This is a genomic window from Paenibacillus cineris (assembly GCF_018333335.1).
In the GTDB taxonomy this organism is placed as follows: domain Bacteria; phylum Bacillota; class Bacilli; order Paenibacillales; family Paenibacillaceae; genus Paenibacillus_AQ; species Paenibacillus_AQ favisporus.
On the sequence record NZ_BORU01000005.1, the window covers coordinates 309,771 to 325,199 of the forward strand.

The following is a 15,429-nucleotide window of genomic DNA, read 5'->3' on the forward strand; positions in this document are numbered from 1 at the left end:
TGGATTCTCCCGTGCGGACGCGCCCCTGGCTATTCCGCCCGGGAATTGAATGAGGTGAAGAGTTGATGAGTGATACGGCTGTGCTGGATATTCAAGGCCTCATCGGTGGTTACAGCCTGAACCGCCCAGTGCTGCACGATATTTCGTTTCAGGTCGGGTCCGGCGAGATGGTCGGCCTGATCGGATTGAACGGGGCCGGCAAAAGCACGACAATGAAGCATATTCTCGGATTAATGCATCCGCAAAAGGGTGACATCCGCGTGAAGGGCAAGAAGCGGGAGGAAGACGCCGGGACCTACCACGGGGCGCTTGCCTTCGTTCCGGAATCTCCGCTGCTCTATGACGAGATGACTGTCAGGGAGCATTTGGAGTTTACCGCAAGAGCGTACGGCGTTGACCGCCAGGACTACGAAGAGCGGGCGGACCGGTTGTCACGCATCTTCCGGATGCAGGACAAGATGGACAGCTTGTCCACGCACTTATCCAAGGGGATGCGGCAGAAGGTCATGATCATGTGTGCGTTCGTGGCCCGGCCTTCCCTGTACATTATCGACGAGCCGTTCCTTGGCCTGGATCCGCTCGGCATCCGCTCCCTTCTTGATTTTATGGTCGAGCTCAAAGAAGGCGGGTCGTCGATCCTGCTGAGTTCCCATATTTTATCGACGATCGAGAATTACTGTGACCGCTTTATCGTTCTCCACCAGGGACGCGTGATTGCGCAGGGGACGCTGGAGGACATCGCCGCGCAGGCCGGCAGACCGGGACTGCCGCTGGAGGAGCTGTTCTATACTCTCGTGCAGGGCAGGGATTGAATGATGGACTTGAAAAAACTTCGGATGGAGCGGCGCGGCCGCTTCTGGGGGGAAGTCACCCCTTATCTCGGCTACGTGATCCAAAGCGGTGTGGCCGTGCTGCTGCTGTTTATGCTGATTGCTTTTGCGGCGTGGTACACGTCGCTCGTTCAGCATATTCCAGCCGGGCTGCCGATTCGCTGGATTATGCTGATCCTGTTCGTGCCGCTGACGGTAAACAGCAGCTTCCGGACGTACTTGCAGCCGGCGGACACGGTGTTTCTGCTGCCGCAGGAGTCCAGGATGAACGATTATTTCAAGGCAGGCTGGACCAGCGGCGTCGTTTATAAACTTATCGGCCTTGCCCTGGTCTTCATCCTGTCCTGGCCGCTGTATGTACGCAGTGATGCGGATCCCAAGTCCTTCTGGCCGTTTCTGCTCCTCCTGTTTGCCTTGAAGATTCTGGCTTCCTACGGCTGCTGGAAGGAGCTGCGGATGGTTTCCCGCCGGGCATCGGCAGGTTACCGTCTGCTGCGTTACGTCGTGCTGATCCTTGCGGTTGCCGCCTGGCTGTGGCAGCCGGAGTGGCGGAGCCTTCTGTTTATCGTGCTGCTGGCGCTGACCTATATCGCCGCCCTGCGCATTCCGGCCAAGCACTTGGTGGCCTGGGAGCGGCTGATTGCCGTGGAGAAAACGCACAGCGCACGCGTTATGCAGATCCTCGGCTGGTTCGTGAACGTTCCAGGCAGGCAGCAGCGCGTCTATCCGCGCAGGTGGATGTCTTGGGCGGGGAACCGGGTTCCCTGGAAGCCGGAGGCAGCGTACCGCTATTTAATTACGAAGAGCTTTGTCCGCAGTGATGTATTCAGCATCGTGATCCGGGCAGGCATCCTCGCAGCGCTCCTCGTTTGGTGGACCCGGCAAGGGCTGCTCGGCAGCGGGATCTACCTGTTTTTCGTATTCGTGATCGGCGTTCAGCTGTCCTCGCTGCTGCGCTACCACCAGGAATCCTTCTGGCTGCACATTTATCCGGTGCCGCCAGCATCGCGCAAGCAGAACGCCGTTAACCTGGCTTTTCAAATTCAGCTGGTTGTAGCTGTATTGATCTGGCTGCCCATGCTGGGTGCGGGGAGCGGCCGAATCGGACCGATGCTGCTGACGCTGCTTGGCGGGGTCGTGATCAGCGTGCTGTTCCGTTATTTTCAGTCCCGGAAGGGCAAGAGTGATGATGATGACGATGACGATGAATAGACAAGCGAAAAAAGACCGGGAATAGGCTCCCGGTCTTTTGGTGCATCCGTCCAAACTGCCGAGAGCTCAGCAGTCTGCTTGGATGCGATTTGCCTGTTTACTTTTTCGATTATAACCAGAAAGAACGAGTGATGATAACCAAGAGGATGAAGAGAACCAGGATAGCGCCTGTGTTGCCAAACAATCCGTGGCAATGTCCATATCCGTATCCATATCCGCCTCTTACTTCTTCGCTCATTGTGCATTCCCCTTTACAGTGGTTTGTTTTTCGTTACACCGTATCCTATGTCTAGGGGGGCTGCTGTGCTTGGGCAATCACCCGTTCTTTCCCAAAAAAATAGGTTGTTGATGGTTGCCCGCTAAATGGTACTTCCGTGCTTATTTCCGCTGCAGATCCTGAACGCCCTGATAGATCAAATCGAACAGGTCTTCGAGATATTCCTCGTCGATGCAGGAAAACGCGATGCGCAGGTCATGCTCGCCTAGGGCGATGGTGCCGACTCCGTATTGGTGGATCAAGTGGCTGCGCAGCTCCTCGGCCGACACGCCTTTCAGCTTCAGGCACATGAAATATCCGGAATTAAACGGATAGTACTCCCACACATCACCGTACTTGCCGCTGTCCAGCAGCGATTTTACTTTGTTGGCTCTGCCTTTCATGATGTGGAATTTCTCTTCTTTCTGAGCCGCGAAATCAGGCGACTTCAGCGCGTCCAACACGAAGGTCTGGGAAGGATGGGGGCCGCTGGAAATCGTCGCGCGAATGATGCCAAGTGTCTTTTGCTCGAGGGCGGCGAGCACGTTGGTATCTTGGGAAGCGTAGGTGATGAAGCCGACGCGGAATCCCCAGACGAACTCCTCTTTGGTGGCACCGTCGACTTTAACGGCCAGTACACGCGGATGGATATCCGCCAATTTGCCGAACAGCGACTCTTTGAGGGAGTCCTCAAAGAAAAGGCCGAAATAGGCATCGTCCGTAACCGCCACGACATTGATGCCGGCTTCGGCGGCTTCCTTGATGGCAGCGACGATGGCTTCGCCTTCCGCCGGACCCGGCGTGTAGCCCGTCGGATTGTTCGGGAAGTTGAGCAGCACGACGGCTTTGCCTTTGTCCTTCTGGGCCAGCAGGGCTTCGCGAAGTCCGTCACTGTTGAAGGTCATGTCCCCGGTGAACAGCGGATAATTGACCAGTTCGCCATGGCGGCGGATGCCGAAGGTCAGCTCGTAGTTCTCCCAGTTTTTGTCCGGATAAATCACGGCGTCCCCTTCGTCCACGAACAGATCGGCCACGATACTAAGCCCGTGGGTCAGGGCGTTCGTCACAATCGGGCTGCTGACCGTTTTGCCCGCGAGCGACGGGTTTTCTTCGATCATTTTTGCCAGCCAGGCAGCGCGCAAATCGGGTTTGCCTGCGGGTGGTGCGTATGGGTACAGGTCCTTCGGCGCGAATGCGGACAGCTTCTCCTGGATAGCAGCCAGATGCATCGGGATGCCCTGTTCGGTCGCAATGCCGATCGTTGCGTTATATTTTTTGGCATGGCTGGTCGCTTCCGCAGATTGGCTCAGGATGCCTTCCTTCGGAAAATAAATTTCCTGGCCGAGCTTGGACAACATTTCGTACACATGCGCGTTGCCGGCTTTCAAACTTTCGTTCAACTGTGCAGCGAGTGGGTTTAACATGGTTTCCATCCTTCCAAATCTGTGTAATGATAGGCTTTTGCAAGGTATATGCCATTTTAACTGCCTAACATTATATCACCTGCGATGAGAGCCGTCACGGAAAAAGGAAAAGGATGGTTGTGCTGTGAAAAAGGTTCTCTAAGGCTCTTGGTGAATCATGCCGCTTTACTCTTCTTCGGAATAGGGATCCGGGGCCAAGGTTTGCTGCATATGAGGGCAAGCGCTGCTGCGAATCAGCTCCATCGTCTCCCGGTCCTTGCCGCGGCCTCTGGCGTCCAGACCCTGCAGCACCTGTTCCCTTTTGTCCTCCGTCAAATTTTGCCCAAACTTGAACTTCGCAGTAATTCGGTCGGGAACGATCCGCAGAACGGCGACACCGCGCAGCCTGGAAGCGTATTTGGGGTTGGCGGCGTCAATGGGGGCGTATCCTCCTTCGGGCTGGAGCTTGTTCATAAACAGGGTAAAGGCGGCTGCTTTCTCTTCCAGGTCCTGTACGACTTCGACCCGTCCCGATGCGGTCACGCTCTTGAAATACGAAGTGGCGGGGCAGGCCATCAGAGGGTCGGTGAAGTAGGAAGGAATGATCGCATATTCCTCCGCGACGCTGAAGCTCACCGCGGGATTGGCGGCGAGGTGGTCCATTTTTTCGCCGAAACGGCTGCCATGCATGTAGAACATGCCTTGATGATACACATAGTTGATCGGAGTCACCCGGGGATGTCCGTCTTCACCGAGGGTCCCCAGGAAGCCGAAGCTCATCTCCGACAAAAACGCCTCGATTTCTTCCTCACGCGTCACTTCAAATTCATTTCTTCTCATTGGTTTTCTCCTCCTTGATGTATCGCTTGCCGATCGGCGGTTATCGCTGCGGTGACAACAGCATAACGGGAATATTGACAAGGAAAAAGGTCCAATTTAGAGTATTTTTTATAGTCCATTTTGCTGGCGGCTGAGACGATAAGCGGTCACGGGAGGAAAAATACGTTTGTTGCATCTGGTTCCGCAGCAATGGAAGGGAGGACGGCATGGAGATATCCCTGCATCTGGAAACTTATATTGAGAAACACCGGTACAAGTACCTGGCGCTGTATCACGCTTTGAGGGACGCCATTATGGAGGGGAGGCTGCCTGGAGGAACGAAGCTGCCTTCGACCCGCGAGCTCGCGGATCAATACGGCTTGTCGAGAGGATCGGCCGCCTTAGGTTACGATATGCTGGTGTCGGAAGGCTATGTCCACAGTGAAGTAGGCCGGGGGACCTTCGTGGCTCAAGCGGGACCTGCGCCAACAGCAGGGGGGGATGCGGCTGCCGCACCGCTTGCCCTATCCCGCTGGGGAGAGCGGCTGCTAGAGCTCCCGCCAATCCCGAGATCCGGCGGCGGCAAGGCTCCCGCCGGCATCGACTTGGGGGGAGGCGGGATGAGCATGGAGCTGTTTCCCTATGCGGAGTGGCGCAGCGCCATGGCCTATGCAGGAGGCCGGGGTGGAGAGGATATGCAGCGCGGCGCTGATCCCGCCGGGGACCTTGGCCTCCGGCAGGCGCTCGCCGCCCATCTGCGCGTCACGCGGGGAATTCATACCGATCCGGAGCAAATCGTGCTCTTCAGCGGATCAATGCAGGGTATTACCCTTCTCTTTCAGCTGCTGCTGAATGAAGGCGAGGCGGCCGTGCTTGAAGATCCGTGCTATTCGGGAATCATCCGGGCGGCGGCTGCCTGCGGAGCGGAAGTGATTCCGGCTGAGGTCGATGTCCACGGCATCCGTCTGTCCGATTGGGACGCCCGCCTTGTACTGGTGACGCCGAGCCGCCAGTACCCGACCGGCGCCGTCCTGACGCTGGAGCGGCGCCGGCAGCTGCTGGACTGGGCGGAGCGGCACGAGGCGGTCATCCTGGAGGACGATTACGACAGCGAGTTCCGCTTCGGCGGCAGGCCGATCGAGCCGCTGAAGACGCTGGATACGCGGGATCGGGTCATTTATATCGGCTCCTTCTCGAAGACGATGTTTGCCGGGCTGCGCCTGGGTTACGCCATTGTCCCCCAATCGCTCGTGGATGCGGTGCTGCGGGCCAAAACGCTGTACGAGCCGCTGACGACAGGGCTGCTTGAGCAGCGGGCGCTTGCCCGGTTTATGGCCCGTGGCGATTATGGCCGGCATCTCCGCCGGCTTACGCGGATCTACGGTGCCCGCCACCGCCGTTTCTGCACCCGGATGCGGGAGAAGGCGGGGCATCTGTTCTCGCTGATGCCGGGAGATTCGGGCCTGCATGTGTATGCTTATTGGCTGCAACCGCCGGAAGCTTTTGCAGCCTTTACAGCCGCAGCAGCGGCTCGTGGCGTAACGTTCAGGGACGCGTCCGGCTACAGGATCCAGCCGGGACCGCCGGCCGCCTTTTTCAGCTATGCCCGATGGGATGAGCGGCAGCTGGAGGAGGGGGTTGACCGGCTGGCTGCGGCATGGGAGGATATCCGGCATCGTATGAACGAATAGTCGAAGGCAGATCCTGTATATTGTGTGCGGTTATTTACGGCATTGGGAGAAGGCGCGATTTTGGACAGGCCTACAGGGGCGTAAACCCGTCGGAATCCCAGGGGGATGGGCCGGATGTGCAAAAACCGCGCCGAAATAGTATCATAGGGAGGAAAGATATGAGTCTATGATATAAGGGGGAATGACGACATGCTGCACGCATCGCCGTCATCTTTTGAAATATTGCCGTCCCTCGCCAAAATTGTGTGCGAGCCCGGCTGGAAATGGCAGAAGCGCGAGAAGGCGCTGGAAAATTACGATTTATTTTACGTATGGAGCGGGGAAGGGACCGTCATCCGGAATGACGAACCGTATGAGGTCGGCAAGGGGAGCTGCTTCCTGTTCAGGCCCGGAGACCACACGAGCGCCACGCACAATCCGCAGAAGCCGCTCGTTCTGACTTACAGCCACTTTCGGGTGTCCGAGCCTGTGACGGATATTCCGCTGCCGTACCGGAAGCTGACGGAAACCGTTGACTTTGAATACATGCTTGCCCGTTACGTCAGGCTGTTTCTTGTGAACACCTTCGCCGCCCAGGAAGAGGGGCAGCTCATCCTGAAGCAGCTGATGATCCATCTGCTCCGGCACGACCGGCAGCAGCCGGAGGAGAAGAAGGTCAGCAACCAGCTGACCGAGGTGATCCACGAGATCGCCAATTACATTCAGCAGCATCCCGGCTTACCGCACCGGGTCGAAGATCTGGCCGCCCGCGCCGGGTTGTCGCCGCGGTATTTCTCGATCAAATTCAAGGAGCTGATCGGCTCACCCGTTCAATCTTACATTATCCGGACGCGGATCGACCGGGCGCAGCATCTGCTCCTGCATGCCGGTATGAACGTCACGGAGGTGGCCGATGCGCTCGGATACCGCGACATTTTTTTCTTCAGCCGGCAATTCAAGCAGTATACGGGCAAGAATCCGTCCGAAATCCGGTAATTGTTTCCTGCTGTTTCGCGGTCTTCCCCTTTCGGGTAATAAGCTTCAAGCTTGCAAATGCACCGAATAAACGAAGGGAGGAAAGAGTCGGATGAGCAGACGGCGGATTCGCAGGCGTGACGGGTATGCCGCAGCTGCGGCGGCGCGGGGGAACGGCCGTAACCGGATGCGCCGGTTCAGACCGGTCAGCATCATGAGCGACGTATGGTTTTAACCCCACTCGTTAACCTTTTTTATGAACTTCATCACACCTGATATAAATGATGTCTAAGAGCAGCGCGGGATGCCAGCCCGCCGCTGCTTTTTTGTGCGCGCATCATTAGATTGAAATGGTCAATAGTACCGGTTACGCGGAGAATACGGTTCGCGGTTGCGCCCTCCCCTGGCCTGCCGGCTTATGGTATGCTGTGGGAGCAAGGTGTTAAGCAGAGGATGGAGGATTGCGAAATGAATGAAGCATTCGGAGCAAATTCGGAGGACAGCCTGCGCCTCCTGCTGGTTCAGGCGGAGCAGGTGCTGATGTCCGCACTGGAGAAGTTTGGCATTAAGGAGGAACATGCGGAATTTATCCAAATTTCAGACCATATTACCTACCGGGTGAGCGCGCGGTCCGGCGGCAAATTTTTGCTGCGGATCCATCCGGTGTCGGCTGACGTACCGGCCATCCGTTCGGAAATGATGTGGCTGAATTGGCTTTCTTCCCAAGGCCTGCCGGTTCCGGAAGGCGTAGCGGACCAGGAAGGGAATACCGTGGCGATCTGCGAGGCGGACCGGAGCCAGGGCTGGCCGGTGACGCTGCTGCGCTGGATCGAAGGGGAGCAGGCGGAGGGCGGCCTCGATGACAGGCAGGTGTACCGGATGGGCGTGCTTATGGCCAGGCTCCATCAGGCTGCGCAGAGCTTTGTTCCGCCGGAAGGGTTCGTCAGACCCGAATGGGGGGCTGCGAGCCTGACAGAAGATATGCAGCGGCTGGAACGGCGGCACCGCGCCTTTCTGAGTTCCGATGAATGGGCGCTTTATGTACAGGCGGCGGACCTAATCAGAGGGCGGATCGCCGCATGGCCTCCGGGCCCTTCCCGGTACGGTATGATCCATGCGGATCTCCACGAAGGGAACGTTGTATTCACGGACGGGGAACCTTGCCCGATCGATTTTGGCCGCTGCGGGTTCGGTTATTATGCATACGACTTGGCGCAGGCGCTCATCGGTCTGTACCCGGCACAGCGGAGCATGCTGCTGGACGGGTACGAAAGCATGCGACTTCTTCCGAGGGAGAGCGTGTCCATGCTGGAAACCTTTTTCCTGCAGGCGGTCCTGGAGAATCAGGCGTTTCACGCCGGCAATCCGCAGGAAATTCCGTCGCTGAAGGAACAGAAGGGGTATATTCTGTCCGCGATCCGCAGCTACTTGGCGGATGAGCCGTTTTTGTTTCCGGCGAAATAACATCTGAACGGGGAGTGGAGCGCAATTGGGAGGACATGATGAGCGGCCGGTCGCGCTGGTCACGGGTGGTTCCAGCGGCTTCGGGCTGCTGACCAGCGTGGAGCTGGCCGCCTCCGGATACACGGTTTTTGCCGGCATGCGAAGGCCGGAAGCGAGCGGGGAGCTGATGGACGCTGCGCAGACGGCGGGGGTAATACAGCATATTCACGTGGTTAGGCTGGATGTGACGGACGGGGGACAGGTGCTTGAGGCGGTATCGGGCATCCTGAAATCCCACGGAAGAATTGACGTGCTTGTGAACAATGCAGGCACCGCATACGGAGGAATGATCGAGGAGATTCCGATGGACGAGTGGAAGGCGCAGCTGGAAACGAATTTCTTCGGGATGGTTGCGGTCACCCAGGCCGTTCTTCCCGCGATGAGGGAGGCCCATCAGGGAACAATCATTCAGATCAGCAGCGTCAGCGGGGCTGTCGGATTTCCCGGTTTTGGCCCCTATGTCTCGTCGAAGTTTGCTGTGGAGGGATTTAGCGAATGCCTTGCCCTAGAAATGCGGCCATTCGGCGTCGATGTCGTTGTGGTGGAGCCGGGTTCGTACGGAACGGCCATTTGGGACAAAGGATTTGCGCAGATGAGCGCCGCCGAGCGGTCACCCTACGAGCGGATGCTGAGCCAGGTGATGGCCTTTTCCCGTGACAACGACGACCAGCGCGGCGATCCGGCCGATGTGGCCCGGCTGATCGCGAGAATCGCACGTATGAACAAGCCGGCATTCCGCTATGCGCTGCCTGCCGGCACACGCTGGACGATGAAGGCCAAGCAGCTGCTTCCGGGCCGGTGGTTTCAGCGGATTATGCTCGCGCTCCTAAGCAAAAAAGGCTGAGCCGGATTCGCTTCCGGTTCAGCCTTTATGCGGGTGCAGCTGACCGAGCAGCTGGCCCATGCGGACATGATCTCCGGTCCGGAGGTCTGTCCGCGGGGTGAATGCGCCGTCCTGGATCAGCAGCACGACGGTCGAACCGAACTCAAAATAGGCGAGCGGATCGCCGTTACGCCAGGAATTGGCGGTTTCGTCGTCGTAGCGGATGCTGCTGACATTCATGGCGCCGACTTTGACGACCGCGACTTCTCCCAGGGCTCCCTTGATATACGTTATCAGCCTCTCATTGCGGCACAGCACGGATTTCATCTGGGTCATGCCAAAATCATTGACCGGGTAGCACCGGCCCTTGATATGCTCGCTCTCCACTTTCACGCCTGTGATTGGAGAGTGGATCCGGTGATAGTCGGTAGGGCTGAGGTACAGCACAAAGACATAGCCATGTTTATATAACTCCAGGTGGGGAGAGAAATTAAGCAGCTCCGCCACCGAATAATCCTGCCCTTTCACGTTCAGAATCGTGCCTGAGGTGATTTCACCCATTGCGGTGATCTTGGCGTCGACGGGGCTCGTGAGTACGTGCTCGCCTTCGTGAATTGGACGCATGCCAGGCTTCAGCCGCCGCGAAAAAAATTCGTTGAGCGTGCGGTATTCATAGATTTCTTTCTCCGCTTCATGCGCCGGGATCTGATAGCTTTTGATAAACGTAGGGATGATCCCTCTGCTGAGTCGGCTGTGCGAGAAGCGTCCCATCATGGAAGAGAGCCACTTTCGCGAGGAGAGCTCTGTCATGAGCCGCAGTAATTTCTTTGTCATGCCTAATCTCCCTTCCATACGTGCCTGTAGCACTCTGAATATATTGACATAGAACGGCTACCAAATCAATATGCAACACATGCTGGAAACCGACCCGGAGAAAAATGGTATTGCCAATCCTTCGAGGATCATGTATTTTGGAATCAATACGGGCCCGACGTCGACTCATCGCGGCGAGGTGCCTGTTACACGGAATCGAACCCAAGCATCTCATCGCTTTGGACGGCGATGGCTCCGGGACCAGGAGGCGGCGATGCCGCGCCTTGCGTTCATCTGTGTACATATGGGAATACGGGAGCTCGAGCGAATCGGGCTGAGAGTGCAGCTAATGAACCGCTGCTGACCGGGAATCTGATCTGGATAATGCCAGCGTAGAGAATTCAAGTCCTTTTATGGGCTTATTTGACGATCTCCCTCGCTTATCCAGGGGGTTTTTTTATTGCCCAATTTTGGAAAAAGAAAGGATGTTGTCAAATGAACAGCAGTACGATGCAGATGGATCGGCCGAAGGGGCTCAAGCTCAGCGACCTGCTCGTGACGATTCTGCTCTCCCTCGTGATCGGGGTGGTGTACCATTTTTGGGGTTCGGTGAACGACTTGTTCAAGCCGCTGTTTTTCCAAGCGGATGAGCTGATGTACGGCATGTGGTTCCTCGCTTCGACGCTTGCCGCGCTGCTGATCCGCAAGCCCGGCGTAGCCCTCCTGGCCGAGGTTGCCGCGGCTCACGTAGAAATTCTGTTCGGCAGTGAATGGGGCCTTCAGCTGGCGATTTACGGCGTGGCGCAAGGTCTAGCCGCGGAGCTGATCTTCGCCCTGTTCCGTTACCGCAAATTCTCCATGGGGGTAGCGGCGCTGGCCGGCATGGCTTCGGGATTGGGATCATTCCTGGTAGATGTGTACTACGGCTACGTCACGGACTATACGACATGGATGATCGTGTTGAAGTATGTGATGCGGTTAATCAGCTCGGCGGTACTCGCAGGGTACCTGGCGTATGCCCTGACCAAAGCTTTGGAAGCAACCGGAGTAACCCAGCTGCTCCGGCCGGTGACAGCCAAGGATTATGAAGCGCTCGATCATGACTGAGACTAACCGGGGTATCGCGACGATGCAGCATTCGGCGGTGCATGAGACGGGTCAAGGAGCGGATCAAAGGACGGATCAAGGGAGCAGGCAAATTGCCGTTTCGGTAACGGACCTGCGCCTGAAGTTTCCGGGTGAGAAGGCGTTCGTGTTCAAGGATGTTTCCCTGTCCGTGCCGGCCGGGGAAAAGGTGCTTCTGCTCGGCCCAAGCGGATGCGGGAAATCGACGCTGCTGCAGGTGCTCGGCGGGTTGATTCCGGCAGTCATTGACGTTCCGCTCAAATATGCGGACATTCGGAAGCCCCGCTCGTGCGGGTATGTATTTCAGGACCCGGATACCCAGTTCTGCATGCCGTATGTCGATGAGGAGCTGGCGTTTGTGCTGGAGAACCGCCAAGTAGCCAGGGAGGATATGGTGCCACGGATGCGGGAGGCGCTCGGACGGGTCGGCCTGGACCTCGAAGAGCTGCACACTCCGATTGAACGGCTGTCCCTGGGGATGAAGCAGCGGCTCGCGCTCGCCTCGGTCCTCCTGCTGGAACCGGAAGTGCTCCTGCTGGATGAGCCCTCGGCGCTGCTGGACCCCGAGGGGAGACAGCAAATTTGGGAGGCGGTTCGCGGTGTATCGGCCGGACGGACCGTGCTGATCGTCGAGCACCGAATCGAAGAAATCGTGAACTGGGTCGACCGGATCGTTCTGTTCGCGCGGGACGGAAGCATTCTGGCCGACGGCAAGCCGGCCGAAATCTTCACGGCGTACCGCCGGACCCTTCAGGAAAATGGCATTTGGTATCCCGGCGTTTGGGAGGATTATATCCGTCACCGGGATACATGGAACAGCGGCCTGGTGCAATCCCCGCAGCAAGGTGCGGACTTGGCGGCGCCGGTCTTCTCCTTGCGGGGGTTTGTCGGTCTCCGCGGAGATGAGCCGGCGATTATGGTGGAAGAGGCGGAGGTATATGCCGGCGATTTTGTCGCTGTTGTCGGTCCTAACGGGGCGGGGAAAAGCTCCTTGCTGCTGAGCCTGATGCAGCTTCTTCCGACAGCCGGCAGCTACGTGCTGGAAGGCAGGCTGCTGCAGGGAAGGGGCAGGAAGCGGACCTGCCCTTCGGACCGGATCGGGTTCGTGTTTCAGAACCCGGAGTTTCAGTTTGTGGCCCAGACAGTACTGGAGGAGACGGCCTTTTCCCTTCACATGCAGGGCGGCATGTCGCGGGCTGAGGTGGAGCGTAAAGCCGAAGACTGCCTGAAGACGTTTCATTTGCATGGCTTGGAGAACCGGCATCCGTATCAGCTCTCGACCGGACAGAAACGCAGGCTGAGCGTTGCCACCGCGGCGGTCCGCCGCCAGGGGGTGCTGCTGCTGGATGAACCGACGTTCGGGCAGGATGCCCGCAACGCCTTTGCGATCCTGGAATACTGCGAAGCGCTTCGCCGCAGCGGCACGGCGATCATTATGGTGACGCATGAGCGAGAAATCGCTGAGCTGGCCGCTACCCAGGTATGGGAAATCCAAGGCGGAAGCCTGACGGCGATAAAGCCCGGGAGGCGGAGGCTTGAGGGAGAAGGCGCAGCTTCGAATGCCCAGGAGGAGGTGAGCGGATGAACCGGTTTTTAACTCCGAGCCGTCATACCTGGCTGCACCGGGCGAATCCCTCGCTGAAGCTCGCCGTGCTGATCATGTTGTTTATCGTTACGATTCAGACGCGAAGCATGGATTTTGCCGTCTATCAGGCAGCGGTCTACATCGCCCTCCTGTTTCTGCTCAGCGGTTATCCGGCATGGAAGGTGGGGCTGCTCGTTCTCTCCTTCAGCCTCGTATTCGTCTCTTCATCCCTGACGATGATCCTTTTCGGGAAAGGGGATCACGTCTGGTGGCAGTGGGGGCTGTTCCGCGTATCCGAGGAAAGCTTCTACCGCGGGCTGCACCTGGGATTCCGGACGATTGCCTTTGCGGCAGAAGGACTGCTCTTCGTCATGACCACGCCGTCCGTCAAGCTGTTCTATTCACTGATGCAAAATTTTCGCCTTCCCCCCAAATTCGCATACAGCTTCATGGCGTCGATCCGGCTGCTGTCCATCGTATGGGAGGAGTTTCTCATCCGCAGGCAGGCGCTGCGGATCCGCGGCGTACGGACAGGCTGGGGGCCGAGTGGCCTCCTTCAGCATGTCCGGTTGTATGCGGTGCCGCTGCTGTCGCAGAGCATCCGCCGGGCGCACCGCGTTGCCGTGGCGATGGAAGCGAAGCAGTTCAGCGGGTCGGGGCGCAGAACGTACTATTATCCGTCGGCTTTCAGCAGGTATGACGGGCTGGCGGTTCTCATGTTCGTCATTGCCCTAGCGGCTGCGTACTATGCGGCCGCTGCCGTTCCCTGGTTCGGCATCGAAGATGTCAGGTACCATGGACAAGGTTAAGCCGTATGATAGCTATTAGCCGATGCAGAACAGACCGAAAAAGCAGCATGACGCATTTTCGGTCTTTCGTTTAAGCATCTTTTTGTCCGGCATCCGTTGTTTTCCCGGTTTCCCGTTCTGCGTTTTTACCTGCTTTACCGGATTTCCGGAGGTTGCGCACAATTTATGGCAGACTAACCCGGGATCCGTGCTCAAAGTCCTATGCCGGCGTGCTGCCGATTTACCAGGTACCGGGCATAGGCCATGGGCTCACGATAGGTTTTTTTCCAATATTGGGGCATATTGGCGTTTCGGAAGCCGTAACGCTGATCCCGTCCGTTGCATTCAATAAAATACGGCTTGCCGCCCTTCGTGACGCCGATATCCAGGCCAAGGTCCGCCGCAAAAGGCAAATGCTGCTCCAGCTGCCGGACCACGCCGAAGGCGAGCTGATGTACGCTATCCGAGATTCTGTCCGCAGATAACCCCGGCAGGCTTTCGGCGAGAATTCGTTCGGCCGGGAAGGCCTTGCCGCCTTGAGCGACATTGGAGACGAACATTCGGGATGCGGCGACTTTGGCGTACATTCCCGTCAGGCTCCAGCTGCCGCTAATGCCTCGCTGGATGGAGACGCGAAGGTCATAAGGCCGCTGTTTATATTCCGCCAGTGCGATGCGTTCCTGGACAAGGAAGGGCGCCTGGGAGATCCGGCGCAGCAGGATGCCCGGAAGTTGTTGTCTATTCAAGCGAACCGTCGTCCATCCCAGGGATCGCCCGGTTCGGGCATAAGTAAGATACCAGTGCTGGCCGTGGGCGTGAAGGCGCATAATTCCTCTGCCGACGCTGCCGACGCAAGGCTTTAATATCAGATCACGATATCGCCGCATCATTTCCTGGACAGAGGAAGGGGCGGCGATCGTCGTATCGGGAAGATGCTGCGAAAGCAGCGGGTTACTTTCGAGCAAGTGATGAATTTCATCTTTCCCGTACCGATTGTGGGCGTTGAATATCATATATCCGCCGTCTATAAGACGTTGAATTCTATTTTTTGACCGCCCGTCAAAGTAGATGGCCCGGTTATGAATGACCCTTGGCAGCGGAAGCCTGGTGTAAACGTATTTTCCCTCTCTCAGAACAAACGCCGAACATTCATGGCGTTCAATATCGATATCCTGTAGTTTCATATAGCACGGCCTTAAGCCGAACATCCGGGCCGCCTCTTCATAATTGACGAGGGATTCCGCTCCCGTCTTTCCGCCGGGAATTCCCCGGTGCACCGCTGCATTCAGCAGAATTCCAACATCAGAAATCCACACGTTCATCCCTCCCTGGCATTCCGTCATCCCACTTTTTATATATCCTATGCCATAGATTGCTATAAGCAAGGGTCTTTGTCCGTAACGTGCCGCCTATTTTCTCAAACGGTGAAAGGATGAATGCACAGAGTAGTTATTGGTGGGCAGGTGACACTCATGTCCCTCAGGATGTCCCTCGATCATCCCCCGAACTTCAACCTTTTATCCCTGAATATTTGTGATCCCGTCCTCCCGGACTGTTCTGCCGGAAGCACTCATCCGATTGGCTAGTTCAAAATCGTTACAAAAACCGGGAAATCAGTGACAACGGC

General features: G+C 57.3%; 15 protein-coding genes and 1 riboswitch. Of the genes, 10 read left to right on the forward strand and 5 right to left on the reverse strand.

Going from position 1 to position 15,429, the window contains the following annotated elements:
* The first annotated feature begins 65 nt into the window (after positions 1-65).
* The gene (locus tag KI379_RS30685; protein ID WP_076174092.1) at positions 66-812 is read left to right on the forward strand and encodes an ABC transporter ATP-binding protein; all 747 of its coding nucleotides are present in this window, start codon (positions 66-68) and stop codon (positions 810-812) included.
* A gap of 3 nt (positions 813-815) precedes the next feature.
* Positions 816-2,042, forward strand: coding sequence for an ABC transporter permease (locus KI379_RS30690; protein ID WP_212986053.1), 1,227 nt, complete (start codon positions 816-818; stop codon positions 2,040-2,042).
* A gap of 109 nt (positions 2,043-2,151) precedes the next feature.
* Here KI379_RS30690 and KI379_RS30695 read toward each other — a convergent pair whose 3' ends face one another.
* The 3 genes from KI379_RS30695 to KI379_RS30705 form a co-directional block, all read right to left on the reverse strand.
* The gene (locus tag KI379_RS30695; protein ID WP_208629380.1) at positions 2,152-2,280 is read right to left on the reverse strand and encodes a YjcZ family sporulation protein; all 129 of its coding nucleotides are present in this window, start codon (positions 2,278-2,280) and stop codon (positions 2,152-2,154) included.
* 140 nt (positions 2,281-2,420) lie between these two features.
* Positions 2,421-3,722 (reverse strand): aminotransferase class I/II-fold pyridoxal phosphate-dependent enzyme, encoded by a 1,302-nt coding sequence (locus KI379_RS30700; RefSeq protein ID WP_076174093.1) that lies wholly within the window; start codon positions 3,720-3,722, stop codon positions 2,421-2,423.
* A gap of 165 nt (positions 3,723-3,887) precedes the next feature.
* Positions 3,888-4,541 carry a pyridoxamine 5'-phosphate oxidase family protein gene (locus tag KI379_RS30705; protein ID WP_212985914.1) on the reverse strand — a complete coding sequence of 218 codons (654 nt, stop codon included), beginning with the start codon at positions 4,539-4,541 and terminating at the stop codon, positions 3,888-3,890.
* Positions 4,542-4,747: 206 nt separating this feature from the next.
* Between KI379_RS30705 and pdxR the strand changes: the two genes are divergently transcribed.
* From pdxR to KI379_RS30725, 5 genes are all read left to right on the forward strand, one after another.
* Positions 4,748-6,211: a MocR-like pyridoxine biosynthesis transcription factor PdxR gene (pdxR, locus tag KI379_RS30710; protein WP_076174097.1), complete on the forward strand. Its 1,464-nt coding sequence runs from the start codon at positions 4,748-4,750 to the stop codon at positions 6,209-6,211.
* A 189-nt stretch (positions 6,212-6,400) separates the two neighbouring features.
* Positions 6,401-7,186 (forward strand): AraC family transcriptional regulator, encoded by a 786-nt coding sequence (locus KI379_RS30715; RefSeq protein ID WP_076174099.1) that lies wholly within the window; start codon positions 6,401-6,403, stop codon positions 7,184-7,186.
* Between the two features lie 91 nt (positions 7,187-7,277).
* Positions 7,278-7,400 (forward strand): hypothetical protein, encoded by a 123-nt coding sequence (locus KI379_RS34275; RefSeq protein WP_256992934.1) that lies wholly within the window; start codon positions 7,278-7,280, stop codon positions 7,398-7,400.
* Between the two features lie 233 nt (positions 7,401-7,633).
* Positions 7,634-8,629 carry a phosphotransferase enzyme family protein gene (locus tag KI379_RS30720; protein WP_212985915.1) on the forward strand — a complete coding sequence of 332 codons (996 nt, stop codon included), beginning with the start codon at positions 7,634-7,636 and terminating at the stop codon, positions 8,627-8,629.
* Positions 8,630-8,654: 25 nt separating this feature from the next.
* On the forward strand, positions 8,655-9,512 hold the full coding sequence (locus tag KI379_RS30725) for an SDR family oxidoreductase (RefSeq protein WP_212985916.1): 858 nt from the start codon (positions 8,655-8,657) through the stop codon (positions 9,510-9,512).
* An 18-nt stretch (positions 9,513-9,530) separates the two neighbouring features.
* Here KI379_RS30725 and asd read toward each other — a convergent pair whose 3' ends face one another.
* Positions 9,531-10,325, reverse strand: a complete 795-nt coding sequence (gene asd, locus KI379_RS30730; RefSeq protein WP_089548444.1) for an archaetidylserine decarboxylase — start codon at positions 10,323-10,325, stop codon at positions 9,531-9,533.
* A gap of 281 nt (positions 10,326-10,606) precedes the next feature.
* A riboswitch (TPP riboswitch) is annotated at positions 10,607-10,720 on the forward strand.
* Positions 10,721-10,799: 79 nt separating this feature from the next.
* On the opposite strand from asd, the gene KI379_RS30735 reads away from it, so the two are divergent.
* The 3 genes from KI379_RS30735 to KI379_RS30745 are packed head-to-tail and all read left to right on the forward strand — an operon-like array spanning position 10,800 to position 13,823.
* Entirely contained in the window at positions 10,800-11,411 is a 612-nt protein-coding gene (locus KI379_RS30735) for an ECF transporter S component (protein WP_089548443.1), read from the forward strand.
* Entirely contained in the window at positions 11,404-13,014 is a 1,611-nt protein-coding gene (locus KI379_RS30740; RefSeq protein ID WP_244879501.1) for an ABC transporter ATP-binding protein, read from the forward strand. Before KI379_RS30735 ends, KI379_RS30740 begins: the two co-directional genes overlap by 8 nt.
* Positions 13,011-13,823 carry an energy-coupling factor transporter transmembrane component T family protein gene (locus KI379_RS30745; RefSeq protein WP_212985917.1) on the forward strand — a complete coding sequence of 271 codons (813 nt, stop codon included), beginning with the start codon at positions 13,011-13,013 and terminating at the stop codon, positions 13,821-13,823. The genes KI379_RS30740 and KI379_RS30745 overlap by 4 nt, the downstream gene beginning before the upstream one ends.
* A 191-nt stretch (positions 13,824-14,014) precedes the next feature.
* On the opposite strand, the gene KI379_RS30750 is transcribed toward KI379_RS30745, so the two are convergent.
* Positions 14,015-15,118 (reverse strand): YheC/YheD family endospore coat-associated protein, encoded by a 1,104-nt coding sequence (locus KI379_RS30750; protein ID WP_244169395.1) that lies wholly within the window; start codon positions 15,116-15,118, stop codon positions 14,015-14,017.
* Positions 15,119-15,429: the final 311 nt, after the last annotated feature.

Bases quoted from the DNA above. Each gene is read 5' to 3' on its own strand.
- KI379_RS30685 (WP_076174092.1), top strand. From the start codon at position 66: ATGAGTGATACGGCTGTGCTGGATATTCAAGGCCTCATCGGTGGTTAC.
- KI379_RS30690 (WP_212986053.1), top strand. From the start codon at position 816: ATGGACTTGAAAAAACTTCGGATGGAGCGGCGCGGCCGCTTCTGGGGG.
- KI379_RS30695 (WP_208629380.1), bottom strand. From the start codon at position 2,280: ATGAGCGAAGAAGTAAGAGGCGGATATGGATACGGATATGGACATTGC.
- KI379_RS30700 (WP_076174093.1), bottom strand. From the start codon at position 3,722: ATGTTAAACCCACTCGCTGCACAGTTGAACGAAAGTTTGAAAGCCGGC.
- KI379_RS30705 (WP_212985914.1), bottom strand. From the start codon at position 4,541: ATGAGAAGAAATGAATTTGAAGTGACGCGTGAGGAAGAAATCGAGGCG.
- pdxR (WP_076174097.1), top strand. From the start codon at position 4,748: ATGGAGATATCCCTGCATCTGGAAACTTATATTGAGAAACACCGGTAC.
- KI379_RS30715 (WP_076174099.1), top strand. From the start codon at position 6,401: ATGCTGCACGCATCGCCGTCATCTTTTGAAATATTGCCGTCCCTCGCC.
- KI379_RS34275 (WP_256992934.1), top strand. From the start codon at position 7,278: ATGAGCAGACGGCGGATTCGCAGGCGTGACGGGTATGCCGCAGCTGCG.
- KI379_RS30720 (WP_212985915.1), top strand. From the start codon at position 7,634: ATGAATGAAGCATTCGGAGCAAATTCGGAGGACAGCCTGCGCCTCCTG.
- asd (WP_089548444.1), bottom strand. From the start codon at position 10,325: ATGACAAAGAAATTACTGCGGCTCATGACAGAGCTCTCCTCGCGAAAG.
- KI379_RS30735 (WP_089548443.1), top strand. From the start codon at position 10,800: ATGAACAGCAGTACGATGCAGATGGATCGGCCGAAGGGGCTCAAGCTC.
- KI379_RS30740 (WP_244879501.1), top strand. From the start codon at position 11,404: ATGACTGAGACTAACCGGGGTATCGCGACGATGCAGCATTCGGCGGTG.
- KI379_RS30745 (WP_212985917.1), top strand. From the start codon at position 13,011: ATGAACCGGTTTTTAACTCCGAGCCGTCATACCTGGCTGCACCGGGCG.